Raw genomic sequence first — 23,942 nt, 5'->3', positions numbered from 1 at the left:
AGCGGCGTGGGGTGAAGCGTTACATGAGCCTTAGTGCAGGGTTTCCTGCTGAAAGTGATAGCCGCCGTCATGGGCGATAAAGCTCAGGCGATGTGTAATGCAGGCGGGCGCATCTTCCGCGTGATGCGAAACAAACAGCAGCTGAGTCCGTCCCTCGCCAATCAGCACATCGACAAAGCGCCGCACCAGCTGGCGGTTAATCGGGTCGAGACCCTGTAGTGGCTCATCCAGTATCAGCAGCGTCGGATGCTTAACCAGCGCGCGGGCAATCAGCACCAGCCGCTGCTGTCCCCATGAGAGCGAGTGGAACGGCGCATCGGCCTGTCCGTTATCCATCCCCAGCAGTGCCAGCCACTGCTGCGCCAGCGCTTTTTGCCGGTCAGAAGCCGCCTGATAGAGACCAATGGAGTCGAAGAAGCCCGACAGGATCACCGTGCGCACATTGGTGCTGACGCGGTAATCGAGATGCAGGCTGCTGCTGACATAGCCAATATGCTGCTTGATATCCCAGATGGTTTCACCACTGCCGCGACGGCGGCCAAACAGGGTTAAATCATTGCTGTAGCCCTGAGGATGATCGCCGGTCACCAGGCTGAGCAGGGTCGATTTTCCGGCGCCGTTCGGGCCGGTAATCTGCCAGTGCTCGCCGGCGTTGACCTGCCAGTTCAGCCCCTGAATTACTGGCTTATCGTTGTATGAGACGGTGCCGTTGCGCAGGATAACGCGCGGCGCATCATCCGCCAGCGATGGCAGCTGATCCGGCGCATCCGCCTCAGGTAACGCCATTCCCATCAGCTGTTCACTGTGTGCCAGCTGCGCCACCAGCGCTTCCGTTAAAATGGCCTGGCGTGGCCCGCTGTGGGTGAGGGTGCACTCCGCCAGCACGCCAACCTGCTGAATGAAATCGGGAATATCGTCAAAGCGATTGAGCACCAGCACCAGGGTAAATGTCGGTTGCTGCAGGCCGCGCAGCGTGTCGGTCAGGCTGGCGCGCGACGCCACATCCAGCCCGTCAAACGGCTCATCCAGAATCAGCAAATCTGGCTGGTTCATCAATGCCTGACAGAGCAGGGTTTTGCGGGTTTCGCCGGTAGAGAGATATTTGAAGCGGCGTGAAAGCAGCGCTTCGATGCCGAACTGCTGTGCCAGCTGCTCGCAGCGCTCGGGCTGCTGCACCTCCGCCTGAATCACCTCTGCCACGGTCAGCCCGGTATCCTCTTCACCTTCGCTGAGCATATCGGTGTTGTTGCGCTGCCACTCCTGCGCCACCAGGGTTTGTAGCTGCTCCAGCGACAGCCGGACCGGCCGTCTGAAATCGCTGCTGACTGAACCGGCCAGCGGCGGAAGTTCACCAGAGAGTGCGCGCGCCAGTGATGATTTGCCGCTGCCGTTAGCTCCGACAAACGCCCAGCTTTCGCCGCGCTGCAGTTCCACCTGATTCAGACTCAGTATCCGGGTATCGCTAAGACGAAACGTGCCTTGCGAAATGTGCAATGAAGCCATGATCTGTTCCATTTTTTGCATCGTGTCACTGAGTTGTAACCATTGCCCTTAATGAAGTCAAATCAACCGCTAGAGCAGGGTGGCGACGATGGCGTGTTCGGCATTGAAACTGGCGATCACGGCGTCGCCGGGCTGCAGCGTCAGTTGCTGCAGCTGATCGTTGCTCAGGGTCGCGCACAGGGTTTCGCCGCTGGGGAGCTTCATCAGCACTTCACTCATCTGCTCGCCGGGTTCGATGGCACTGACCGTCGCTGCCAGCTGATTGTCATCCTGTGCGGCGTCACGACTGATGCGGATCCACGGCGCCTTGATCAGCACCAGCACCTCTTTACCTGCGGCCAGTTGCAGGCGATCGGCGCTGCGCTGGGTCAGCGCCACATTAAGCTGCGTGACGCCATCGGCCAGTTGAATCAGCAGATGCTGGACCACCTGCTGCGCATCGTTACTGACGACGGTGCCAAACAGCTGGTTACGGGCGCTGGTCTGCAGCGAGAAACGGGCGATGGCCGCCAGCAGACTGTCGAGCGGTAACGTATCCTGCTGCAGCGCATCAAAGGCTTTCTGCTGGATCTGCTCCATCAGCTGGAACAGCTGAATCAGGCGTTCACCGTAGCGGGTCAGCGTTGCACCGCCGCCGCCTTTGCCACCGGTGGCCCGCTCCACCAGCGTTTCATCCGCCATCTGGTTCATCTCATTAATCGCATCCCAGGCACTTTTGTAGCTGATACCGGCCAGCTTCGCCCCCTGACTGATCGACCCGGTCTGCTGTACGCGTTTCAGCAGCTCAATACGTCGCGGATCGGCAAACAGTTTCTGTTGTAAACGGATATGAAGGGACAGTTCGGCTTCCATGACAGCTCCGGCAAAGGGTTAAGGCGAAGGCCGATGATAGCGGCGTTTTGTGACCAAAGTAAAAGCACGAAAAGGGCTGCGCAAAATTTTGCTGACCCGTTACAATCTGTTTTTTGTTAGCAGAGTGAGACTCTCCATGCTGGAATTACTTAAAAGCCTCGCCGTTGCCATACTGATGGTGCCTGTCGTGATGGCGCTGATGCTGGGCATGATTTATGGCCTGGGTGAAGTGTTTAACGTCATCTCTAAAATTGGTCATCGCGAAAAATCCTCAGCCCGTTCGCACAATTAATTGCTGCCACGCCCGCCATCTGCGCGGGCGTGGTCGTTTTTACCTCTTCTGATTTAACCTTTTGTTGCCCCTGCCGATAATTTACTGAACCTCACTGACATTGCGCTATATTATCCGCTACACAACGAATAGCCGGAGAAAATCATGTCATTTAAACACTATCGCTGGGGCGTCGCGGCCCTGATCACCGTTTCGCTGGCCGGACAGGCTGTGGCCGCCGACAACATTACTGTGTTTGCCGCGGCTTCACTGACCAACGCGATGCAGGATATTGCCAGCCGTTACAAGCAGGAAAAGGGGGTGACGGTGGTCTCTTCGTTTGCCTCCTCATCAACGCTGGCGCGCCAGATTGAGCAGGGGGCTCCTGCCGATCTCTTTATCTCTGCCGATCAGCAGTGGATGGATGATGCGGTGGCGAAAAAAAGTGTGATTACCAGCAGCCGCTATACCCTGCTGGGCAACGATCTGGTATTGATTGCGCCACGCAGTGCCGCCGCGAAAGCGGTGACGCTGGACCCGCAGACTGACTGGAAAACCTTGCTGCACGGTGAGCGTCTGGCAGTCGGCGATCCGGACCACGTTCCTGCGGGCATCTACGCCAAAGAGGCGCTGCAAAAGCTGGGTGCCTGGGAAGGCGTTGCGCCTTCGTTAGCGCCAGCCAATAATGTGCGGGCAGCACTGGCGCTGGTGGAGCGTAATGAAACGCCCTATGGCATTGTCTACGGGTCCGACGCGGTCGCCAGCGACAAAGTGCAGGTCGTCGGGCATTTTCCGGCAACCAGCCATAAACCCGTAGAATATCCGATGGCGATCGTGAACGATCACGACAACGCTGCCGTTAAAGCGTTTTATGATTATCTGAAAGGGCCTCAGGCCGCGGCTATCTTTAAACATTACGGATTCACACCGACGAAATGATACTCAGCGATCCCGAATGGCAGGCGGTACTGCTTAGCCTTAAAGTCTCTGGCATAGCCGTGATAGGCAGTCTGCCGTTTGGCATCCTGATGGCCTGGATTCTGGTGCGCTGCCGTTTTCCTGGTAAAGCGCTGCTCGACAGCCTGATCCACCTGCCGCTGGTGCTGCCGCCGGTGGTGGTGGGTTATCTGCTGCTGATTAGCCTTGGGCGGCGCGGCATCATAGGCGAAAAGCTTTATGACTGGTTTGGCTTCAGCTTTGCTTTTAGCTGGCGCGGTGCCGCACTGGCCTCTGCCGTGATCGCTTTTCCATTGATGGTGCGCGCCATCCGGCTGGCGCTGGAGGCGGTGGATAGCCGGCTGGAGCAGGCGGCGCGCACGCTGGGCGCCGGACGCTGGCGGGTCTTTTTCACCATTACGCTCCCGCTGACCTTGCCTGGCGTCATCGTCGGTACGGTACTGGCGTTTGCCCGATCGCTGGGTGAGTTCGGCGCCACCATCACCTTTGTTTCTAATATTCCCGGCGAGACGCGGACGCTGCCGCTGGCGATGTTTACCCTGATAGAGACACCGGGTGCGGAAGGGGCGGCGGCACGGCTCTGCGTCATCGCGATCGTGCTGGCGCTGGCGTCACTGCTGGCGTCGGAATGGCTGGCACGTGCAGGCCGTAAGCGGATGGGAAACTGATGCTATCACTCAACGTTATGCAGCAGCAGGGCGATCACGTGCTGGAGGTCGACCTGCAGATCCCGGCCAAAGGGATCACCGCTATTTTCGGCGTGTCAGGCGCCGGAAAAACCTCCCTGATCAACGCGATCAGCGGACTGACCCAGCCGCAGCGGGGACGGATCCAGCTGCACGATCGTCTGCTGTTTGATGCGGAGCAGAAGATTGCGCTGCCGCCGGAAAAACGGCGTATCGGTTATGTGTTCCAGGATGCGCGGCTGTTCCCGCACTATCGGGTCCGAGGCAACCTGCAATATGGTATGGCACCTAAGATGAAAGCGCAGTTCGACAGTCTGGTCTCTCTGCTGGGTCTGGAGACGCTGCTGCCGCGCTTTCCGCTGTCGCTGTCGGGCGGGGAAAAGCAGCGGGTCGCGATTGGCCGTGCGCTGCTGACCGCACCGGATATGCTGCTGCTGGATGAGCCGCTGGCGTCACTGGATCTGCCACGCAAACGTGAACTGATGCCCTATCTGCAAAAGCTGGCGAAGCAGGTCGATATTCCGATGCTCTACGTTTCGCACAGTCTGGAGGAGATCCTGCAGCTGGCTGATAACGTGCTGGTGCTGGATGCGGGCAAGGTCAAAGCCTTTGGTCCGCTGGAGCGGGTCTGGAGCAGCAGCGCGATGCGGCCCTGGCTGCCAGTGAGTGAACTGACCAGCGTGCTGCGGGTGCAGGTGCTGGAGCAGCATCCCGACTATCCGATGACCGCGCTGTCGCTGGGCGATCAGCACATCTGGGTCAGCCGGGTGAATCAGCCGGTTAAAACCCCGCTGCGTATTCGCATTGCCTCGGCCGATGTCTCGCTGGCGTTGCAACCGCCGCAACACAGCTCTATCCGCAACATTTTACCGGCACAGGTGGTGGAATTGCTGGAGGTCGGGGACCAGGTTGAGGTGAAGCTGCGCATCGGCATTAGCGAACTCTGGGCGCGCATCACGCCGTGGGCGCGGGATGAGCTGGGCATCCGGCCGGATCAGTGGCTTTATGCCCAGATCAAAAGCGTCTCGGTGACGCCCTGATTACAACACGTACTGATAGAGGGTATCGGCAATACCGGTTTCAAGGTTGGTGCCGATGACCATTTTCGCCCGCGCTTTAATCGCCTCATCGGCATTGCCCATCGCCACGCCCAGTCCGGCCGTTTCCAGCATGCTGAGATCGTTATAGTTATCACCGAACGCGATCACATCGGACATACTCAGCCCCAGTGATTCAACCCACTGCGCCAGTCGTTTGCCTTTGCTGTTACCGCCTTTGGCGATATCCACTTGATCGTGCCACGACCATTCGCAGGCCAGCCCCAGTTCCGCTTCCACCCTGGTGGCGAACTGCTGCAGTTCCGGGATGTTGTTGTGCGACAGGGCAAACTTCCAGATCGAACCGGCGTCGCGTGCCGCCTGTGCCAGGTCGGGCACCTGGCGGAACAGTGGACGCTGGTGGGCCGGCAGCGATTCGGCCCACTTCAGGGTGCGCATCACGTGGCCGGTCGGGGTCTGATAGAGCATCGCATCATCCACGTAGAGCAACCCGTGAATCTGTTGCTGATTCAGCATCTCAATCACCTGCAACGCCAGCTGCGGGTCGAGGGGATCGGACGCCAGCACCTTTTTCGCCTGGTAATCATACAAATAGGTGCCATTACAGCAGATTGCGGGTGTATCCAGCTGTAACGCCTGATAAAAAGGGTGGATAGCGCAGTGATGGCGTCCGGTCACGATAGCGACATGAACGCCCGCCTGGCGTGCCTGATTTAGCGCTTCGATTGACTGCGGCAGAATCGTTTTGGCTGGGGTCAGCAGCGTGCCGTCGAGGTCGAGGGCAATTACACGGTAGTTCATTAATCCTCTCGTTTTTCCTGGTTTGCAGGGGCTGAAGTCTACACCTCACCACGGCCCGGAGACAAAAAACAGGGCACAAATGATCCCAGCGTAGGGCAATAAAACAGGCTACAGTGATTCACAGATCATGATCAGGCAGCAAAAAAGGAGAATGCATGAAACAAGTTGTCTACACCGCCAGTCCCGAGAGCCAGCAGATCCACGTCTGGCAGATGAATGATGAGGGCGGGCTGACGTTGCTTCAGGTGACCGATGTCGCCGGCCAGGTTCAGCCGATGGTGGTGAGTCCGAACCGCGATTTTCTCTATGTCGGTGTGCGTCCCAATTTCCGCGTGCTGGCGTTTCGCATTGCCGCCGATGGCACGCTGACCGAAGCGGGTCAGGCGCCGTTGCCCGGCAGTCCGACTCACATTTCCACCGATCGCCAGGGCAGGTTCCTGTTCTGCGGCTCCTACAATGATGCCTGCGTCAGCGTCAGCCCGATTGGCGATGACGGCATTCCGCAGGCCCCGCTGCAGGTGATCAGCGGACTGGATGGTTGTCACTCGGCCAACATCGATAATGACAACAAGACGCTCTACGTGCCGGCTCTGAAGCAGGACCGTATCTGTTTGTTTACGCTGGGCGAAGATGGTCATCTGACGCCGCGTAAACAGACGCAGGTCACGACGGTAGAAGGCGCTGGCCCGCGACATATGCAGTTCCATCCGGGCGGTCAGTACGCTTACTGCGTGAACGAGCTCGACAGCACGGTTGAGGTCTGGGCATTAAATACGGGCGAAGGCGAAGCAGAAAGCGTGCAGACGCTGGATATGATGCCGCCTGACTTCAGCGGTACGCGCTGGGCAGCCGATATTCATCTGACGCCGGATGGCCGTTTCCTCTATGCCTGCGATCGCACCAGCAGCACGCTGGCAGTCTTCAGCGTCAGCGACCTGGGCGATGAGCTGACCCTGGAAGGGTTCCAGCCGACGGAAACGCAGCCGCGCGGATTTAATATCGACCACAGCGGACGCTATCTGGTGGCGGCGGGACAGAAATCTCATCACATCGAAGTTTATGCGATTACCGAACCGAAAGGGCTGTTAAAGCCGCTGGGACGTTATGCGGTGGGGCAGGGCCCGATGTGGGTTGTGATTCATCAGTTACAGGCGTAACCCGCTACGAAAAACGCCTCTCCTGTCAGGGAGAGGTATGAGATAGTTGACGAAGTCTGCCACAGCCCAGCTGTGAGATCGAGCAGACACAGGGAACGGCGTCAGATCGAAAAGACGCAAAAACCGCCATCCATGGCACGCTCTGCCCCCGCGATTACGCACCTCATCCCTGAGGTGCGCCCGTAGCCGGGCCAACGCTTTGCGTTGTTCAAAAACGCTCCCGGCGTTTTTGTCCCTGGGCGTGGGACGCTTTCCTCTTCTGACGCCGTTCCCTGCGTTTTGAGCTAATACGTTGCTGCCAGGTCACCCAGCCTTGGGTTTGCCAGTAGTCTGGCGTGCTGAATTACTGATAATTCACGGTCAGCGAGGCGCTCGCCAGTGCGTGGAAATGCACATTAAAGCCGACCATTGCGCCACTGGCGCCTTCATTTACTTCAATCGTCTCCACATCCAGCGCATGCACGGTGAAAATGTAGCGATGGGTTTCGCCCTGTGGCGGCGCCGCGCCACCGTAACCCGCCTGACCGAAATCGGTACGGGTCTGGATTGCGCCTGCTGGCAGTGACGCTTTGCCGGAACCGGCACCCTGCGGCAGTGACGTCGTGCTGGCCCGAATATTCGCCACCACCCAGTGCCACCAGCCGGAACCGGTCGGGGCATCAGGATCGTAGCAGGTCACCACAAAACTTTTGGTGCCTTCCGGCGCCGCTTCCCAGGCAAGATGGGGAGAGATATTCTCGCCCTGATAACCCATGCCGTTGAAAACATGTTTTTCAGGCATCTTCTCGCCGTCATTAAAATCCTGACTAAAAACGCGCATCACATCTCCTTAATTGTCGATGAATAGCCTGTCATCATAACCAAAAGTGCCGTCAGTGCCAGCGGTCAGCCCGCTTCAGGCGGCAAAATGTTGAGAATGCTCCAGCGCGCCGCCAATCGCCTGCACCAGCCTGCTCAGCGCCTGCGGCGTGATGATGTAGGGTGGCATCAGGTAGATCAGCCGGCCAAAAGGCCGGATCCAGACGCCCTGTTCAACAAAGAACTGCTGCAGCGCCGCCATATTAACCGCCTGATGGGTTTCCACTACGCCAATCGCGCCCAGCACGCGCACATCGGCCACCTGCGGTGAACTGCGCAGCGGCAGCAGCTCAGCCCGTAACTGCTGTTCGATCGCCGCCACCTGGCGCTGCCAGTGACCTTCCGCCAGCATGGTCAGGCTCTCCGCCGCTACCGCACAGGCCAGCGGATTGCCCATAAAGGTCGGGCCATGCATAAAGCAGCCCGCCGCGCTGCGGCTGATGGTGTCCGCGACCTCGCGGCTGGTCAGGGTCGCCGCCAGCGTCATCATGCCGCCGGTCAGCGCTTTGCCGACGCAGAGAATATCCGGGGTAATGCCCGCATGCTCGCAGGCAAAAAGTTTGCCGGTACGGCCAAACCCGGTGGCGATCTCATCCGCAATCAACAGCACGCCATAGCGATCACAGGCTTCCCGTACCTGCTGCAGATAGCGCGGATGGTAGAAACGCATGCCGCCCGCACCCTGCACAATCGGCTCCAGAATCACCGCTGCCAGTTGCCGGTGATGCTGTTCTATCAGGCTGGCGAAATCATCGAAATCAGGCTGGTGCCATTCATCATCAAAGCCGCAGGCCGGGGCCGCCGCAAAGTGATGCTCGGGCAGATAGCCGCGCCACAGGCTGTGCATCGAGTTCTCGGGGTCGCACACCGACATCGCTGCAAAGGTATCGCCGTGATAGCCGCGTTTCAGCGTCAGGAACTGCTGGCGCGTCTCGCCACGCCCCAGCCAGTACTGCAGCGCCATCTTCATCGACACTTCCACCGCCACCGAGCCTGAGTCGGCCAGGAAGACGCACTCCAGCGCCTCAGGCGTCATCGCCACCAGCTGACGGCAGAGCGCCACCGCCGCCGGATGGGTAATGCCGCCAAACATCACGTGCGACATCTGGGTGACCTGCTCTGTGAGTGCCCGGTTCAGGCGCGGATGGTTGTAACCGTGGATCGCCGCCCACCACGAGGACATCCCATCCACCAGCTCACGGCCATCGGCCAGTTGCAGCTGAAAACCCTGTGCGGCGACCACCGGGTAGCAGGGCAGCGGATCCTGCATAGAGGTGTAGGGATGCCAGATATGCTGGCGGTCAAAGCGGGCATCGTCTGAGGAGAAAACGGGGATAGTCATCGGGGTTGTAAACCAAAATAAAAAAATATAGTTTACAAGTATAACCCTGCTTTTCGTCGGGATGACACCCTTTTTGGAGTAAGTAATGGCTCAACGCTGGACAATTGCACAGGCGCAAGCGCTGTTTGATCAACCCTTTCTTGAACTGATGTTTAAAGCGCAGCAGGTGCATCGGCAGCACTTCGATCCGCGCCAGGTGCAGGTCAGTACTCTGCTGTCGATCAAAACCGGCGCCTGTCCGGAAGATTGTAAATACTGCCCGCAGAGTGCGCGCTACAAGACCGGCCTGGAGTCGGAGCGGCTGATGGAAGTGGAAGAGGTGCTGACCTCAGCGCGTCAGGCCAAAGCCGCCGGTTCAACCCGTTTCTGCATGGGTGCCGCGTGGAAAAATCCGCACGAGCGCGATATGCCCTATCTGGAGAAGATGGTGGAAGGTGTGAAGGCGATGGGAATGGAAACCTGCATGACGCTGGGCACGCTCAGCGAGCACCAGGCGCAGCGACTGGCGGGCGCGGGTCTCGATTTCTACAACCATAACCTCGACACCTCACCGGAATTCTACGGCTCCATCATCACCACCCGCAGCTATCAGGAACGTCTGGATACGCTGGGCAAAGTGCGCGACGCCGGCATTAAGGTCTGTTCGGGTGGCATTGTCGGCCTGGGCGAAACCGTTAACGACCGCGCCGGTCTGCTGGTGCAGTTAGCCAACCTGCCAACGCCGCCGGAGAGTGTACCGATCAATATGCTGGTGAAGGTCAAAGGCACGCCGTTGGCGGATAACGATGATGTGGAACCGTTCGATTTTATCCGCACCATCGCGGTGGCGCGCATCATGATGCCGACCTCGCATGTGCGCCTCTCAGCGGGCCGTGAGCAGATGAGCGAGCAGACCCAGGCGATGTGCTTTATGGCCGGGGCGAACTCGATTTTCTACGGCTGCAAACTGCTGACCACGCCGAATCCGGAAGAGGACAAAGACCGCGTGCTGTTCCGCAAACTGGGTCTTAACCCGGAGCATACTCACACTCAGCACGGCGATCAGCAGCAGGAGCAGCAACTCAGCGAGCAGCTATTCCATGCCGACACTGAACAGTTCTACAACGCGGCGCTGTAATGGGCTGGCAGCAACGTATCCGTCAGGCGCTGACGCAGCGCCGGGCGGCCGATGGCTGGCGGCAGCGACGGGTGATCGATCAGCAATCGACCCGCACGCTGCACAGCGGCGGCCGCAGCTATCTCCACTTTTCCAGCAATGATTATCTCGGCTTAACCCAGCATCCGGCGGTGATTGCGGGCTGGCAACAGGGCGCGGCGCAGGCGGGCGCAGGTGCCGGTGCGTCAGGGCATGTCACGGGTTATCACCGTCAGCACGCCGATCTTGAGGCGCAGCTGGCCGACTGGCTCGGCTACGACCGTGCGCTGCTGTTTATCTCTGGCTTTGCGGCCAATCAGGCGGTCATTCATCTGCTGGGCGAGAAAAACGATCGCATCCTGGCCGATAAACTCAGCCACGCCTCGCTGCTCGACGCCGCCAGCCATAGTCCGGCACAGCTACGACGTTTCCATCACAACGCGCCGGAGAGTCTGGCAGCCCGGCTCGCCTCTCCCTGCGAGGGCGAAACGCTGGTGGTGACGGAAGGTATTTTCAGCATGGATGGCGACAGTGCGCCGCTGGCCGCCCTGGCGCAACAGACGCGCCAGGCAGAGGGCTGGCTGCTGGTGGATGATGCGCACGGCATCGGCGTAGTGGGTGAGCAGGGGCGCGGCAGCTGCTGGCAGCAGGGCGTTAAACCGGAACTACTGGTGGTCACCTTTGGCAAAGCCTTTGGCGTCAGCGGTGCCGCGCTGCTGTGCGACGCAGCCACCGCCGACTATTTTCTGCAGTTCAGCCGACATCTGATCTACTCCACCGCGATGCCCGCGGCGCAGGCGAGCGCGCTGCAGGCGGCGCTGCGTGAAGTTCAGCAAGGCGATGCCCTGCGGCAGCAACTGCAACAGAACATTGGCCATTTCCGGCGCGGTGCGGCCTCGCTGCCGTGGCAACTGATGAACTCCGGCAGCGCGATTCAGCCGCTCCTGGTGGGCGAAAATGGCGATGCGATGGCGCTCTCCCAGCGGCTGGCTGAGGCGGGCTGCTGGGTCAGCGCGATCCGGCCACCGACCGTGCCGCCGGGGACGGCCCGGCTGCGCATCACTCTGACCGCGGCTCATCGCCCCGAGGATATTGACCGGTTACTGGAGGCGCTGCATGACGCTGCGGGTTGACAAGCAGGCGGTGGCACGCGCCTTTGGCCGGGCGGCCAGCCATTACGATGCCCATGCGGCGCTGCAACGCCTCAGCGGCGATGCCCTGCTGGCACTGGCGCCCGCACAGAGCGGTCTGCAGCTGCTGGATGCCGGTTGCGGCACCGGCTGGTACAGCAGGCTGTGGCGCGAACGTGGCAAACAGGTAACGGCTCTGGATCTCTCTCCGCAGATGCTGCAACAGGCGCGGGACAATGACGCGGCGCAGCACTATCTGGCCGGTGATATCGACGCGCTGCCGCTGGCGGATAACACGATTGATCTGGTGTGGAGCAACCTGGCGGTGCAGTGGAGCGAGGATCTGCCCGGCGCGCTGAGCCAGTTCCGGCGGGTGCTGCGGCCCGATGGCACGCTGCTGTTTTCCACTCTGGGCGACGGTTCGCTGCAGGAGGTTCATGAAGCCTGGTCCCATCTGGATGCGCTGCCTCACGCCAACCGCTTTCTCAGCGAGCCGCAGATTGCGGCGGCCTGCCACGCAGAGCACCTGCGCTGTACCTCAGAGGTGGTGACCCTGCATTTTCCCGATGCGCTCAGCGCCATGCGCTCCCTGAAGGGGATTGGCGCGACCCATCTGCACCAGGGGCGTGACGGGCAGGTATTAACCCGACAACGGCTCAACCAGTTAGAGGCGCACTGGCCGCGCGATCGGCACGGCTATCGCCTGAGTTACCATTTAATCTATGGAGTAAGTGCATCATGAAACGCCTGTTTATCACTGGCACCGACACCGAGGTCGGTAAAACCGTGGCCAGCGGCGGGCTGCTGCAGGCGGCAGCCGCAGCGGGCTATCGCTGTGCGGGCTATAAGCCGGTTGCCTCAGGCTGTGAGATGACGCCAGAGGGCATCCGTAACAGCGATGCGCTGGCGCTGCAGCGTTACAGCAGCGTGCCGTTAAGCTATCAGCAGGTCAATCCGCTGGCGTTTCTCGAGCCGACTTCGCCGCACATCGTCAGCGCCGAAGAGGGCAGGCCGATCACCCATCTGGCGCTGTCGGCAGGTCTGGCGGCGCTGCAACCGCTGGCAGACTGGATTCTGGTAGAGGGCGCGGGCGGCTGGTATACCCCGTTGTCGGAGACGCATACTTATGCGGACTGGGTGGTCAGCGAAAAGCTGCCCGTGATTCTGGTGGTAGGGATTAAGCTCGGCTGCATCAATCACGCCATGCTCACCGCTGACGCGGTGCGGGCAAGCGGCCTGCCGCTGGTGGGCTGGATCGCCAACACCGTCGAACCCCCGGGTAAACGCTATCAGGAGTATCTCACCAGCCTGAAAAATCGACTGCCTGCGCCCTGTCTGGGCACCATCCCGTTTCTCACCGATGCGGCGCAGCAGGCGTCCTGTGGTCACTACCTGACGCTGCCGGAGTAACCGCGTGGCCTGGCTATTTTATTTGTTGTGCTGAATCCGGGCAGTGCTCTCCATCCTTGCGCGCTGTGCACACGCTCTGGTAGTTCCGCGCGCTCCGTCTCCAGCCTGCCTGCAACACTTACGCCCGGTGGGGCAGGCGCTGAGTGTCAGGCTACCGTCAGCCATTTATCGACGGTGTGGTCATCGAGCTGTTCCATGCTGCCCTGCGCCACATTGCGGCCGCGGTGCAGCAGCAGGAAATAGTCCGCTACGCGACGAATCAGCGACAGGCGCTGCTCCAGCAGCAGGATGGTCAGCCCGTAGTCGAGGTTAAGCCGACGGATCAGATTGCCCATCTCCTCTTCCAGCCACGGCGACATCCCGTCGGTCGGCTCATCCAGAATCAGCAGTTTGGGCTGCAGCACCAGCGCGCGCGCCAGGGCCAGCTGTTGCTGCTGATCGATCGGCAGATCGCCGCTGCGCTGCTGGCGCAGTGAGTAGAGCGCCGGGAAGAGGTCGAACACCATTTCGGGAATGGCGCGATGCCGATCGCGCTGGCTGGCACCCGCCAGCAGGGCAATCAGCAGATTATCTTCCACGCTCATCTGAGTAAAAATATGGCGACCCTGCGGCACATAGCCAATCCCCATCTGCGCCCGCTGTTCAGCCGGTTGCAGCAGCAGATCTTCCGGCGGCGAGCCATCCTCTTTCCAGGAGATAGAGCCGCTGTTAATTGGCAATCTGCCCATGATGCAGTTCACCAGCGTGGTTTTACCCATGCCAGGACGGCCCAGAATGCCGGTGCAGGTGCCAGGCGACAGATCCAGGTCCACATCCCACAGAATATGGTTTTGACCGTAAAATTGATTTACCGAACGTAAACTCAGCATCTGACACTCTCCTTCCCGATCGTTAGCCTGATTGCTTCCGCGCTCTGTCGTCTGGCAAACAAGTCATCAGCAACGGCAGCCTCGCCATTGCAGCACAGTGCGCGTTCCGCGCGGTGACGCTACTGACTCCTGCAATTCCCAGGCCAGATCTAAAAACGGCCCTGTTTCCTGCTGCAGCGCCGCGTGTCAGGGATGAAACGTGAGAAAAACTTATCAATTCCCCACGGTGACCACGCGCCTGCACTTTTGCAGTGCCCTGGAGCGCTGTTTCTGGTGCAGACGTACTGTAACGTGGCAGGAAGTCCGATTAAGAATCTTAGTATGAGGCGTGCAAATTTGCGTACGACACCCGGTGACAGATTAAAATTGCAGAATAATCCGTCAGCAGGCGACGCGAAATTTAACGCAAAAAAAATTATTTTCACGGTAGTGAGAAGGCAGGGAAAAATTATACACAGCTGATGGCGTCGGGGCTGCCATCACTTATCCACCATTCCTGTGGATAACCTTGTGCATTAGGTAATGAAAACCAGTTGGAAGCGAGGAAATACGCGGCCTGGTAACATAATGACGAGAATCTGGCCTCATAGCCTTATGTCAGTAAAATCAGTTGTTTATTAAAAAACAAGCCTGAGAATTATCTGTCAGGTAACCGTACTGTAATTTTGTGACACTCTATTGACAAATGTTAAATCAGATCCCTTCCTGGGGATAACATTGCGCAACATGCTGAGCGATAACGCTGCCAGCCTGCAGGGACATCAGGTGCCATCCTGCTGGCGTTAACATTGCACCAATACTGTTTTTATATCCAGTATTATTTTCTGGCAAAATCACCATAGCAGAGTAAAATAAGTGCCTGCCCGCCGACTTCTCCAGCAGGAACTGCATTCATGAGCAAAGCCTTTAAATTGAACTCCGCCTTTAAACCTTCGGGCGACCAGCCTGAGGCGATACGTCGCCTGGAAGAGGGGCTGGAGGATGGACTGGCCCATCAGACCTTATTAGGCGTAACCGGCTCCGGTAAAACGTTTACCGTCGCCAACGTGATTGCCGACCTCAACCGTCCGACCATGGTGCTGGCACCCAACAAGACGCTGGCCGCCCAGCTCTATGGCGAGATGAAAGAGTTTTTCCCGGATAACGCCGTCGAGTTTTTCGTCTCTTACTACGACTACTACCAGCCTGAAGCCTATGTGCCGAGCTCCGACACCTTTATCGAAAAGGATGCGTCGGTGAACGAACATATCGAACAGATGCGTCTGTCGGCCACCAAGGCGCTGCTGGAACGGCGCGATGTCATTGTGGTGGCATCGGTTTCGGCTATCTACGGTCTGGGCGATCCCGATCTCTATCTGAAAATGATGCTGCACCTGACCCGCGGCATGATTATCGATCAGCGCAGTATTCTGCGCCGTCTGTCAGAGCTGCAGTACACCCGCAACGACCAGGCGTTCCAGCGCGGCACCTTCCGGGTGCGCGGCGAAGTGATCGATATCTTCCCGGCGGAGTCGGACGATATTGCGCTGCGCGTCGAGCTGTTTGACGAAGAGGTTGAGCGTCTGTCGCTGTTTGACCCGCTGACCGGCCAGATCGATTCGGTCGTGCCGCGCTTTACCATCTACCCCAAGACGCACTACGTCACGCCGCGTGAGCGTATTCTGCAGGCGATGGAAGATATCAAAGTCGAGCTGGCGGACCGCCGCCGGGTGCTGCTGGAGAACAATAAGCTGCTGGAAGAGCAGCGCATTACCCAGCGTACCCAGTTTGACCTGGAGATGATGAGCGAGCTGGGCTACTGCTCCGGCATCGAGAACTACTCACGCTACCTCTCCGCACGCGGACCAGGCGAAGCGCCACCGACGCTGTTTGACTATCTGCCCGCCGATGGCCTGCTGGTGGTGGATGAGTCGCACGTGACCATTCCGCAGATTGGCGGCATGTACAAAGGCGACCGGGCGCGTAAAGAGACGCTGGTGGAGTATGGCTTCCGCCTGCCGTCGGCGCTGGATAACCGTCCGATGAAGTTTGAAGAGTTTGAGGCGCTGGCCCCGCAGACCATCTATGTTTCGGCGACGCCGGGCAAATATGAGCTGGAAAAATCGGGCGACGAAGTGATCGATCAGGTGGTGCGTCCTACCGGTCTGCTGGATCCGATCATCGAAGTGCGTCCGGTCGGTACCCAGGTCGACGATCTGCTGTCAGAAATCCGTCAGCGCGTGGCGATCAACGAACGTGTACTGGTGACGGTGCTGACCAAACGCATGGCGGAAGATCTCACCGAATATCTGTCTGAGCATGGTGAGAAGGTGCGTTATCTGCACTCCGATATCGACACGGTAGAGCGTATGGAGATTATCCGCGACTTACGTCTGGGCGAGTTTGATGTGCTGGTGGGCATCAACTTACTGCGTGAGGGGCTGGATATGCCGGAAGTGTCGCTGGTGGCGATTCTCGATGCGGATAAAGAGGGCTTCCTGCGCTCCGAACGCTCGCTGATTCAGACCATTGGCCGTGCGGCGCGTAACATCAACGGTAAGGCGATTCTCTACGGGGATAAAATCACGCCGTCGATGGCGCGCGCCATTGAAGAGACCGAGCGCCGCCGTGAGAAACAGCAGCTGCACAACGAAGAGAATGGCATCGTGCCGCAGGGCCTGAATAAGAAGATCACCGATATTCTGGAACTGGGCAAAAACGTGGTGAAAACCCGCGGCAAAGCGAAACCAGCCCGTCCTGGCGAAGCCCAGGCGCTGGCCGATTTCCAGCTGTTAACGCCGCAGGCTCTGCAGAAGAAGATCCACGAGCTGGAAGGGCAGATGCAGCAGCATGCGCAGAACCTGGAGTTCGAACAGGCGGCCAACGTGCGCGATCAGCTGCATGAACTGCGAACGCTGTTTATTGCGGCCTCGTAGCGCCGTTAAAGCCCTGAATGGCGTGTTCCAGCGCCACCCGTAACAGCTGGCGGTCGTGACGATATTGGATATCGGCGGCCTCCAGCGGTTCACGGACAATCAGTCGGTTTTCAATGCCACGGGTGTCCACTGCCGGGCTGACGACCAGCGCATCAATCACCCGCTTGCCGATATAACGCTCCATCATCTGCAGCTTGTCAGCCACTGAGAGACTGGCGGCGGCAGGACTCAGCTCGCGGCCCAGATTGCCGATAAACACCATAGTGGCAGGCGTGCGACGCAAGGCCTGCGCCATCTCTTCCATCAGCAGAATCGGCATCAGACTGGTGTAAAAGCTGCCGGGTCCAATCAGGATCAGATCCGCTTCACCAACCGCCTGCAGCGCTTCCCGCGTTGGCTGGACGTTGGGATGCAGCATCAGCTCCTGCGGCGGCTGCTTCATCTCGTCAATTGCGGTTTCGCCATAAACCATGTTGCCTTCAACATCCATCGCCACCAAATCCACCGGCTGCTCCGACATCGGGATTAAAAAGGCGTCGACCTTCAGCAGGTTACGGATAATGTTGATCGCTTCCAGCGGACGAACGCTGAGATGATCCAGCGCCCGCAGCATCAGATTACCCAGGTTGTGTCCGGCCAGTTCGCCATTACCGGCAAAACGGTACTCAAACATCGCCGAGGCGACGCTGGGTTCTGCAATCAGCTGGTTAAGGCAGTTACGCATATCGCCCCAGGCGATACCGCCTTCTGAGCGACGAATACGGCCGGTTGATCCGCCGTTGTCGGTGGTGGTGACGATGCCGGTGAGACGCGAGCCCAGCGGGGAAAGGGCAGACATGACGCGGCCTAAACCGTGTCCGCCTCCCAGTGCCACAACGCGATCAAGATCGGCCAGTGTGCGATTCATACTTCTCCTTAATATCTCTTCGCGTGGCGTGGCTCTAATCGCTAAGCCCGCGCGGATGACTTACGTCAAAATCTGGATCGCATTTTAACGTATCCTGTCGCGAAAATGCGGTGAAAATTCGATATGTATAAGAATATATAGCGAAAACAGCAAATGGAAGAGTGACGAAAATCACGCTACCATCATGCTTACCGCGCTGATCAACGGGTCAGCGTACACTCAAGCCTGAATGCCTACGTCTGCGGATAGGGGGTTCAGGCCGTAGCCATCGAGCTGCCAGGGTGCAGGAAGAAATGACTGCATCTCCCAATCTGGAAAGGTGTTCTGGTGTCACAATTTACTGATGCATACGCGCGTAAGTTCTATTACCTGCGCCTGTCGGTCACGGATGTCTGTAATTTCCGCTGTACCTACTGTCTTCCTGACGGCTACAAGCCGCAGGGAATTCGTAACAAAAGCTTTCTCTCCCTGGATGAAATCCGCCGCGTCACGCGGGCCTTTGCCGCTGCCGGAACGGAAAAAGTGCGGCTGACCGGCGGTGAGCCGTCGCTGCGCCGTGATTTCACCGACATCATTGCGGCGGTGCGCGAAAACGCCTCCATTCGCCAGATCGCGGTAACCACCAATGGCTACCGGTTGGCGCGTGACGTGAAACAGTGGCGTGACGCGGGGTTAACCGCACTCAACGTCAGCGTCGACAGCCTGGATGCGCGTCAGTTTCACGCCATTACCGGCCAGGATAAATTCCATCAGGTGATGAGTGGTATTGATGCTGCCCTCGACGCCGGTTTTCGCCAGGTCAAAGTCAACAGCGTGCTGATGCGCGATCTCAACAGCCGTAATCTGGCTACGTTCCTCGACTGGATCCGCACCCGTCCGATTCAGCTGCGCTTTATCGAACTGATGGAGACCGGCGACGGCGGCACGCTATTCCGCGACCAGCACGTTTCCGGCATGGTCATCCGCGATCAGCTGATCGCCCAGGGCTGGCAGCGTCGGGAGAGCGGACGCAGCGACGGCCCGGCGCAGGTCTTTTACCATCCCGATTATGTCGGCGAGATTGGTCTGATCATGCCCTACGCCAAAGATTTCTGTGCCAGCTGCAACCGTCTGCGCGTTTCGGCGCACGGTAATCTGCACCTATGCCTGTTTGGTGACGGCGGTGTGCCGCTGCGCGATCTGCTGGCGTCAGACGACCAGCAGGCCGAACTGCAGGCGCGTATTGCCAGCAGCCTGGGGCAGAAAAAGCAGACGCACTTTCTGCATCAGGGCAACACCGGCATCACACAGAATCTCTCTTACATTGGCGGCTAATTTCAGGAGGCAGTATGGGTAAACCAGCCAGCGAATTTCAGGCAGTGCAGATTGCGGTGATGACAGTGTCAGATCGTCGCGATGCCAGTGACGATACCTCCGGCGACTATCTGCGCGAAGCCGCAGCCGAAGCGGGGCATGAGGTGGTCGATCACGCCATCGTGCCGGATAATCTCTATCGTATTCGCGCCACCGTGTCGCGCTGGATCGCCAGTGAAGATGTTCAGGTCGTGATTATTAATGGCGGAACCGGCTTTAATCTGAAAAACAGCACGCCGGAAGCGCTGCTGCCGCTGTTTGACCGCGAGATTGATGGATTTGGCGAACTGTTCCGGATGATCTCCTATGAAGAGATTGGCGGTTCGACATTGCAGTCGCGCGCGATTGCCGGTCTGGCTAATCAGACGCTGATCCTGGCCGTGCCGGGTTCCACCAGCGCCTGCCGCACCGCCTGGGAACGCATTATCGTTGACCAGCTTGATGCGCGCACCGCGCCCTGTAATTTTGTCTCACATCTCAAGAAACGGTAAGTATGTCTCAACTCACACACATTAACGCCGCGGGCGAAGCGCACATGGTGGATGTCTCCGCCAAGGCGGAAACCGTGCGCGAAGCGCGGGCAGAAGTGCTTGTGCTGATGCAGCCGGAAACGCTGCAGATGATTATCGAAGGCAGCCACCACAAAGGGGATGTCTTTGCCACCGCGCGCATCGCCGGTATTCAGGCGGCGAAACGCACCTGGGAACTGATTCCGCTCTGTCATCCGCTGATGCTGAGCAAAGTGGAAGTGAACCTGGAGGCTGAACCGGACCACAGCCGGGTCCGCATCACCACGCTCTGTCGCCTGACCGGCAAAACCGGCGTGGAGATGGAAGCGCTGACGGCCGCATCGGTTGCCGCGCTCACCATCTATGACATGTGCAAAGCGGTGCAGAAAGATATCGTTATCGATCAGCTGCGGTTAATCAGCAAGAGCGGTGGCAAAAGCGGCGATTTCCAGGCGGTCGCGCATGATTAAGGTGCTGTTTTTCGCCCAGGTCCGTGAGCTGACCGGCACCTCATCGCTTGAGGTCGGTGCTGATTATCCGGATGTGGCCGCGCTGCGCAGTGCGCTGGCAGAACGCGATGACCGCTGGGCGCTGGCGCTCGAGTCGGGCAAGCTGCTGGCGGCAGTGAATCAGACGCTGGTGCCGATGAGTCATCCGCTGCACGCCGGTGATGAAGTGGCCTTCTTCCCGCCCGTGACCGGAGGCTAAGATGGAAACGCAGATTCGCGTCGGCCCCGCGCCCTTTGATATGGCGGAAGCCTATCGCTGGCTGGCGGCCTGTGATGAAGATGGTGCTGTAGTGACCTTTACCGGCAAAGTCCGTAACCACAATCTGGGCAACGACGTCGCGGCACTGACGCTGGAGCACTATCCCGGCATGACCGAAAAAGCGCTGCAGGAGATTGTTGATGCGGCGCGCGAACGCTGGCCGCTGCAGCGCGTCACGGTGATCCATCGCGTGGGCGAACTGTTTCCCGGCGATGAAATCGTGCTGGTGGGCGTGACCAGCGCCCATCGTGGCAGCGCCTTTTCCGCTGCAGAGTTCATCATGGATTACCTGAAAACCCGCGCGCCGTTCTGGAAGCGAGAAGCGACAGAGAAGGGCGATCGCTGGGTGGATGCCCGCGACAGCGACCACCAGGCGGCTCAGCGCTGGGACTAAGCTGCATTAACGGCTTAGCGGGCAGAAGTGTCTGCGCCCGCTGAGCCGTTAACCGCAGACACGCCGCGGCCCGCATCCCCGGACATCACGACGCTTAGCGCGGGATTAAGGCTGCTTTAGCTGCTCAGCCGGACCAAAACCGGTCTGACCGTGGCTGTGTTCGCCGCCGCCGGCGGTGCGCTTCAGCTGAATGACCTGGCCCTGTTGCCAGGCGTTGGCACCTGCCGCGGCAGGATGCGCCACGATATCCGCACGCTGGGTGCGGATCTTTTTGCTGTCGACGTCAAAACGACGATCGCGGTCCGCCAGCAGTCGCGAGTCCATCTGACCATCCTCCGTAAAGCCCATCATCAGCGCCGGAATGCCGATCGGCAGCGTTTTGTCGCGATCGGTGTGCCAGGTGTGCCAGGTTTTCCCGTAGGTGTTCACAATGCGCTTCATCAGGGCGTGGTCGGCGGCTTCCGGTAAGCCTGGTGCAATCAGCGTGCCCGATTTCACCTCATACTGATGGCTGTGCCAGAGCTTCTTCTCTTCGGGCGGCAGGGTGTTAAACAACCGTTCGCTGATAATGTACTCCACGCCCATCAGCCGTGCATCGCGCGTGTTGCCGTCGTAAATCACCGCCTGCATCACATCGTCGTTCAGCACGGTGACATAGTGGTGCGCCTCCATCTGACCGTTCTTATCGCCGTTATAAAAATGGAATCCGTCAAGATAGGTGTTGATGGCGTCGATGGGCGGACGTGACTGCATCACGCTGGCGCCGGTCTCCAGCACCTTAAGCGAGGAGGAGGTGGGTGCGCCCGGTGATTTTACCTGGGCAGGCGTATTATTGGCGCCGCAGCCGGTTAATAACAGGCTGAATGCCGCAACAGGCCAGAGTTTAAACATCGTAAGTTCCTTTAACGGTAAAAAAGATAACCTTAGTTCAGTTCTCGCCTGCCTGTGAAACTCTGGCAATGGTAGAGTAGAGCTTTGGTTCATTCTGAGGACAGGCATGTCATCCACCCCGATTCTGCAACGTCTGACACTGGTCGCCGCACTGGTGCTGGCAGGTTGTAGCAGCAAGAAAACCCCTGAGGCGCCGGTGCGGCAGCCTGAAGATGTCAAAGCGCAGATCCAGCGGCTGTTGCCGTCGCACGTCAGCAATAAAGCGGCGTGGAGCGACGATATCTACACCACCTTCCGCACTCAGCAGATCGATCCCAGCGCCAGCAACCTCTGCGCGGTGATCGCCGTGGCGGATCAGGAGAGCAACTTCAGCGCCGAGGCCGCGGTGCCGGGTCTGCCAAAAATCGCCTGGGGCGAGATCAACCGCCGTGCGGCGCAGGTGCACGTCCCGGCATTCCTGGTGCGTACCGCGCTGCAGATCAAATCGCCCACCGGTGAAAGCTACGCCGCCCGGCTGGACAAAGTGCGCAGTGAGAAAGAGCTGAGCGCTATTTTCGATGACCTGATCGATATGGTGCCGATGGGCCAGACGCTGTTTGGTAATCTCAATCCAATCCACACCGGCGGGCCGATGCAGGTCAGCATTGCGTTTGCCGAAGCGCATGCCAAAGGCTACCCGTGGCCGATCGATGGCACTATCCGGCGTGAAGTCTTTACCCGTCATGGCGGGATCTACTTCGGGACGATGCACCTGCTCGGCTATCCGGCTGACTACAGCCAGCCGCTCTACCGCTTTGCCGACTACAATGCGGGCTGGTATGCCAGCCGCAATGCGGCCTTCCAGGCGGCGGTGTCGCGCGCCACCGGCATGAAGCTGGCACTGGATGGCGATCTGATTCTTTATGGATCGGATGCGGCGGGCGGCACCGAACTGGCGGTGCGCACGCTGTCGAAGCAGATCGATATGAGCAACAGCGACATTCGCCGCGATCTGGAGAAAGGGGAGAAAGCGTCGTTCAGCGACAGCGAACTCTGGAAACAGGTCTTTACCCTGGCGGATAAAATGGCGGGTCGAAAATTAACGCGTGAAATGCTGCCGGGCATCAAGCTGGAAAGCCCGAAAATTACCCGTAATCTCACCACGGCGTGGTTTGCGCAGCGTGTCGACAGCCGTTATCAGCAGTGCCTGTCGCGACGTTAAGCGGCATGTTGTGGCGCAGTTGAGCTGAGCTGTGCCACACTTAGAGCCAGTTCCGGGCGACTTTTATTGTTATTCTGGCCCTGAACTGTGCGCATCCTCATAAGGCCGTATGGGCCCGTGGCGGTTGTGTCGCGCTGTCGCTGGCCAACGGGCTGAAACAGAAACAACGTATGCCTGCCAGACCAGGTTATTCATCCGGTTCCCTGTGTGGAGCCGGTCCTAATCCGTTTAACAAGAGGTGCATCATGGACCGATATCCACGAAATGATTCCATCGTTCAATCCGCATCTCGCGGTTTACAAGCCTATATGGCGCAGGTCTATGGCTGGATGACCTGCGGTCTGTTACTGACGGCGTTTGTCTCCTGGTACGCTGCACGCACGCCAGCGATCATGGAGCTGGTGTTTGCTAACCGCATCACCTTCTTCGGACTGATTATCGTGCAGCTGGGGCTGGTCTTCTTCCTGTCAGGCATGGTGCATCGCCTGAGCGGGGCCGTGGCAACCGGGCTGTTTATGCTCTATTCGGCGCTGACCGGCCTGACCATGGCGAGTATCTTCCTGGTTTACACCAACTCTTCGATCGCCAGCACCTTCTTTATCACGGCGGGGATGTTTGGCGCGATGAGCTTCTACGGCTATACCACCAAACGCGATCTCAGCCGTTTTGGCAGCCTGCTGTTTATGGCGCTGATTGGCATCGTGCTGGCGTCGCTGGTGAACTTCTGGCTGAAAAGCCCGGCGCTGATGTGGGCGATTACCTACATCGGGGTGGTGGTATTTGTGGGGTTAACGGCCTATGACACGCAGAAGCTGAAAAATATCGGTGAGCAGATCGATGCCCGCGATACGGAAAACCTGCGTCGCTACTCGATTATGGGCGCACTGACGCTGTATCTCGACTTTATCAACCTGTTCCTGATGCTGCTGCGGATTTTCGGCAACCGCCGTTAAGCCTGAGGGAGTAGCGGGGGAG

25 protein-coding genes and 1 riboswitch are annotated in these 23,942 nt (G+C 58.9%); of the genes, 17 read left to right on the top strand and 8 right to left on the bottom strand.

The window, feature by feature from the left end; translation table 11 throughout:
• Positions 1-30: 30 nt before the first annotated feature.
• A complete protein-coding gene (gene modF, locus HFD94_RS01385) occupies positions 31-1,503 on the bottom strand; it encodes a molybdate ABC transporter ATP-binding protein ModF (protein WP_033771169.1) in 1,473 nt (490 codons plus the stop codon).
• A gap of 69 nt (positions 1,504-1,572) precedes the next feature.
• A complete protein-coding gene (gene modE, locus HFD94_RS01380) occupies positions 1,573-2,355 on the bottom strand; it encodes a molybdenum-dependent transcriptional regulator (protein ID WP_052270815.1) in 783 nt (260 codons plus the stop codon).
• Positions 2,356-2,491: 136 nt separating this feature from the next.
• Here modE and HFD94_RS01375 point away from each other — a divergent pair, with 136 nt between their 5' ends.
• The 4 genes from HFD94_RS01375 (at position 2,492) to modC (ending at position 5,309) form a co-directional block, all read left to right on the top strand.
• Positions 2,492-2,647, top strand: coding sequence for an AcrZ family multidrug efflux pump-associated protein (locus HFD94_RS01375; RefSeq protein ID WP_010260183.1), 156 nt, complete (start codon positions 2,492-2,494; stop codon positions 2,645-2,647).
• 144 nt (positions 2,648-2,791) lie between these two features.
• On the top strand, positions 2,792-3,565 hold the full coding sequence (gene modA / locus HFD94_RS01370) for a molybdate ABC transporter substrate-binding protein (RefSeq protein WP_031293050.1): 774 nt from the start codon (positions 2,792-2,794) through the stop codon (positions 3,563-3,565).
• Positions 3,562-4,251 (top strand): molybdate ABC transporter permease subunit, encoded by a 690-nt coding sequence (modB, locus tag HFD94_RS01365; protein WP_010260189.1) that lies wholly within the window; start codon positions 3,562-3,564, stop codon positions 4,249-4,251. Before modA ends, modB begins: the two co-directional genes overlap by 4 nt.
• Positions 4,251-5,309 carry a molybdenum ABC transporter ATP-binding protein ModC gene (modC, locus tag HFD94_RS01360; protein ID WP_122889085.1) on the top strand — a complete coding sequence of 353 codons (1,059 nt, stop codon included), beginning with the start codon at positions 4,251-4,253 and terminating at the stop codon, positions 5,307-5,309. The genes modB and modC overlap by 1 nt, the downstream gene beginning before the upstream one ends.
• On the opposite strand, the gene HFD94_RS01355 is transcribed toward modC, so the two are convergent.
• Positions 5,310-6,128: a pyridoxal phosphatase gene (locus HFD94_RS01355; protein WP_010260198.1), complete on the bottom strand. Its 819-nt coding sequence runs from the start codon at positions 6,126-6,128 to the stop codon at positions 5,310-5,312. It lies immediately after the preceding gene.
• 155 nt (positions 6,129-6,283) lie between these two features.
• On the opposite strand from HFD94_RS01355, the gene pgl reads away from it, so the two are divergent.
• On the top strand, positions 6,284-7,285 hold the full coding sequence (gene pgl, locus HFD94_RS01350; RefSeq protein ID WP_122889084.1) for a 6-phosphogluconolactonase: 1,002 nt from the start codon (positions 6,284-6,286) through the stop codon (positions 7,283-7,285).
• Between the two features lie 343 nt (positions 7,286-7,628).
• Here pgl and HFD94_RS01345 read toward each other — a convergent pair whose 3' ends face one another.
• Together HFD94_RS01345 and bioA are read right to left on the bottom strand one after the other, a co-directional pair.
• Positions 7,629-8,105 carry a kinase inhibitor gene (locus tag HFD94_RS01345; protein ID WP_167432716.1) on the bottom strand — a complete coding sequence of 159 codons (477 nt, stop codon included), beginning with the start codon at positions 8,103-8,105 and terminating at the stop codon, positions 7,629-7,631.
• Positions 8,106-8,180: 75 nt separating this feature from the next.
• Positions 8,181-9,485 (bottom strand): adenosylmethionine--8-amino-7-oxononanoate transaminase, encoded by a 1,305-nt coding sequence (bioA, locus tag HFD94_RS01340; protein ID WP_167432715.1) that lies wholly within the window; start codon positions 9,483-9,485, stop codon positions 8,181-8,183.
• An 85-nt stretch (positions 9,486-9,570) separates the two neighbouring features.
• On the opposite strand from bioA, the gene bioB reads away from it, so the two are divergent.
• From bioB to bioD, 4 genes are read left to right on the top strand one after another with little or no spacing between them, the layout of a single operon-like run.
• Complete coding sequence (gene bioB, locus HFD94_RS01335; RefSeq protein ID WP_010260213.1) at positions 9,571-10,602, top strand: biotin synthase BioB; 1,032 nt, start codon at positions 9,571-9,573, stop codon at positions 10,600-10,602.
• Positions 10,602-11,753 (top strand): 8-amino-7-oxononanoate synthase, encoded by a 1,152-nt coding sequence (gene bioF, locus HFD94_RS01330; protein ID WP_167432714.1) that lies wholly within the window; start codon positions 10,602-10,604, stop codon positions 11,751-11,753. The genes bioB and bioF overlap by 1 nt, the downstream gene beginning before the upstream one ends.
• Positions 11,737-12,492, top strand: coding sequence for a malonyl-ACP O-methyltransferase BioC (bioC, locus tag HFD94_RS01325; RefSeq protein ID WP_031593835.1), 756 nt, complete (start codon positions 11,737-11,739; stop codon positions 12,490-12,492). Before bioF ends, bioC begins: the two co-directional genes overlap by 17 nt.
• A complete protein-coding gene (gene bioD / locus HFD94_RS01320; RefSeq protein ID WP_062758126.1) occupies positions 12,489-13,160 on the top strand; it encodes a dethiobiotin synthase in 672 nt (223 codons plus the stop codon). Before bioC ends, bioD begins: the two co-directional genes overlap by 4 nt.
• Positions 13,161-13,306: 146 nt before the next feature.
• On the opposite strand, the gene HFD94_RS01315 is transcribed toward bioD, so the two are convergent.
• Complete coding sequence (locus HFD94_RS01315) at positions 13,307-14,029, bottom strand: ABC transporter ATP-binding protein (RefSeq protein ID WP_010260222.1); 723 nt, start codon at positions 14,027-14,029, stop codon at positions 13,307-13,309.
• 893 nt (positions 14,030-14,922) lie between these two features.
• On the opposite strand from HFD94_RS01315, the gene uvrB reads away from it, so the two are divergent.
• Positions 14,923-16,944 carry an excinuclease ABC subunit UvrB gene (uvrB, locus tag HFD94_RS01310; protein ID WP_010260230.1) on the top strand — a complete coding sequence of 674 codons (2,022 nt, stop codon included), beginning with the start codon at positions 14,923-14,925 and terminating at the stop codon, positions 16,942-16,944.
• Here uvrB and yvcK read toward each other — a convergent pair.
• Complete coding sequence (gene yvcK / locus HFD94_RS01305) at positions 16,928-17,851, bottom strand: uridine diphosphate-N-acetylglucosamine-binding protein YvcK (RefSeq protein ID WP_010260233.1); 924 nt, start codon at positions 17,849-17,851, stop codon at positions 16,928-16,930. The genes uvrB and yvcK overlap by 17 nt on opposite strands.
• Positions 17,852-18,055: 204 nt before the next feature.
• Positions 18,056-18,189: riboswitch (molybdenum cofactor riboswitch) on the top strand.
• On the opposite strand from yvcK, the gene moaA reads away from it, so the two are divergent.
• The 5 genes from moaA to moaE all read left to right on the top strand — a co-directional run bounded on the left by moaA (position 18,179) and on the right by moaE (position 20,875).
• Complete coding sequence (moaA, locus tag HFD94_RS01300; RefSeq protein WP_022626014.1) at positions 18,179-19,165, top strand: GTP 3',8-cyclase MoaA; 987 nt, start codon at positions 18,179-18,181, stop codon at positions 19,163-19,165. Its footprint overlaps the riboswitch before it by 11 nt.
• Before the next feature lie 14 nt (positions 19,166-19,179).
• Positions 19,180-19,695: a molybdenum cofactor biosynthesis protein B gene (gene moaB / locus HFD94_RS01295; RefSeq protein ID WP_061704214.1), complete on the top strand. Its 516-nt coding sequence runs from the start codon at positions 19,180-19,182 to the stop codon at positions 19,693-19,695.
• A 2-nt stretch (positions 19,696-19,697) separates the two neighbouring features.
• Positions 19,698-20,183: a cyclic pyranopterin monophosphate synthase MoaC gene (gene moaC / locus HFD94_RS01290; protein WP_010260240.1), complete on the top strand. Its 486-nt coding sequence runs from the start codon at positions 19,698-19,700 to the stop codon at positions 20,181-20,183.
• Positions 20,176-20,421: a molybdopterin synthase sulfur carrier subunit gene (gene moaD / locus HFD94_RS01285; RefSeq protein WP_022626012.1), complete on the top strand. Its 246-nt coding sequence runs from the start codon at positions 20,176-20,178 to the stop codon at positions 20,419-20,421. Before moaC ends, moaD begins: the two co-directional genes overlap by 8 nt.
• Before the next feature lies 1 nt (position 20,422).
• Complete coding sequence (gene moaE / locus HFD94_RS01280; RefSeq protein WP_010669678.1) at positions 20,423-20,875, top strand: molybdopterin synthase catalytic subunit MoaE; 453 nt, start codon at positions 20,423-20,425, stop codon at positions 20,873-20,875.
• Between the two features lie 105 nt (positions 20,876-20,980).
• On the opposite strand, the gene HFD94_RS01275 is transcribed toward moaE, so the two are convergent.
• On the bottom strand, positions 20,981-21,766 hold the full coding sequence (locus HFD94_RS01275; protein ID WP_033766729.1) for an OBAP family protein: 786 nt from the start codon (positions 21,764-21,766) through the stop codon (positions 20,981-20,983).
• A gap of 106 nt (positions 21,767-21,872) precedes the next feature.
• On the opposite strand from HFD94_RS01275, the gene HFD94_RS01270 reads away from it, so the two are divergent.
• Entirely contained in the window at positions 21,873-22,967 is a 1,095-nt protein-coding gene (locus HFD94_RS01270; protein WP_122889079.1) for a DUF1615 domain-containing protein, read from the top strand.
• Positions 22,968-23,212: 245 nt separating this feature from the next.
• The gene (locus HFD94_RS01265) at positions 23,213-23,920 is read left to right on the top strand and encodes a Bax inhibitor-1/YccA family protein (protein WP_010260256.1); all 708 of its coding nucleotides are present in this window, start codon (positions 23,213-23,215) and stop codon (positions 23,918-23,920) included.
• Positions 23,921-23,942: the final 22 nt, after the last annotated feature.

This window comes from Pantoea sp. EKM20T (assembly GCF_011800485.1).
Lineage (GTDB): Bacteria > Pseudomonadota > Gammaproteobacteria > Enterobacterales > Enterobacteriaceae > Pantoea > Pantoea agglomerans.
Note: the sequence above shows the minus strand (reverse complement) of the source record. Positions and strands in the feature narration are given on the sequence as shown.